The sequence below is a fragment of the Leeuwenhoekiella sp. CH_XMU1409-2 genome, assembly GCF_037029365.1.
Taxonomy (GTDB): Bacteria; Bacteroidota; Bacteroidia; order Flavobacteriales; family Flavobacteriaceae; genus Leeuwenhoekiella; species Leeuwenhoekiella blandensis.
In genome coordinates this window covers 1-1,280 of record NZ_JAYMEI010000041.1, presented here as the reverse complement: position 1 = coordinate 1,280, position 1,280 = coordinate 1, and the positions used below count along the sequence as shown (strand labels likewise).

The 1,280-nt window shown below is 30.8% G+C and carries 1 pseudogene; it reads left to right on the top strand.

The annotated features are described in order from the left end of the window. Positions 1–200: 200 nt before the first annotated feature. Positions 201–1,280, top strand: a pseudogene (locus tag WA338_RS18765) (AAA family ATPase); the annotation flags it as partial.

Below are 1,280 nucleotides of genomic sequence, written 5' to 3'. Positions count from 1 at the left end.
TGTATTTGCTGCCGAATCAAATACTCCGGTGAAGACATTCACCGAATTTGACTTTAGCTATTTCTCAAACAGACTTGATAACTGAGGAATGAAAGTTATGGCAAGTAGATTTTAGCTGGTTTTATATTGACAAAAGATCTAAATAGTAACCAACTATAAAATACTATATTAGTCTTGTACAATAATATTTTCAATATAGAATGCTTGAATTTAAAACAATACCAGATGCTGATTTATCAAGTGCAGGAGACGATTTCCATCTATTATGGGCTATCAAAAAATCTTTAGATCTATTAAATTTTGATGATGATGGATTAAAAGCTGTAATCATTGAAGGTGTTGAAGAAAATGCTTCAAAAAAAATAGACCCCACTGGAGAAAAATTTTTAGGAATAGATCTAACCGAGTATTATGGAGGTATTGATTTTGAAACTGCAAACTCGGTAGTTATTTCTCAGTTGAAATATAGCACAAGGAGAGCAAATGAGAGTTTTACATACTCTAAACTTTACAATGGAAAGAAATCTAAAAAAGGGTCTATTGTCCATAGGTTAGCAACAATTTTTAAAGTGTTTTTAGACGAATACGGAAGAGATGAGGTGATTAAAAAAACTACTATAAAGTTGGTTAGCAATAGAGGCATTAACACAACTCACCTAAATCAATTTAATCAAATAAAAAGATTTCTACATAAAAATAAAAGACCTCAAAGTTTCAATGCCGTTCTAAATAAATTACCAAATATATCCAGAAAACCATTTGATGAATTGAGAAAGGCTTCTGACTTAAATTTAAAAGAATTTACTGATTTTATTAGACTGCTTGACTTTGAGGATTGCGGGGCAGATTCAAGACAAAAATTAAATTTTGAGTTAATAAAATCAATATCTAAAACAAGCATCAAATCTCAAAATCAATTCAATTCATTATTTCAAATGATTTGGAGAAAAATGATGCCTGAAAGTGATGGAGAAAGAAAAATAACTTTGATTGATGTTGTTACTAATTTTGGGTTTAGTAGTATTAACAACCTTTTTCCAGTATCACAAAATTTTGAACAAAATACCAATGTAGTAAATCGAGAGCAATTGGATAATATTGTTTCTGCCATTGAACAGAATAATACATACTTACCAATCTGTATTCACGGAGGAGCAGGAATAGGAAAATCAACGATTATCAATCAAGTTAAAAACAGACTTCTCGAGAACAATTCGGTAGAAACTGATGAATCTCAAGGTTTGATTCTGCCCAACTGCGGTCTCATTTTGCTGCATCCC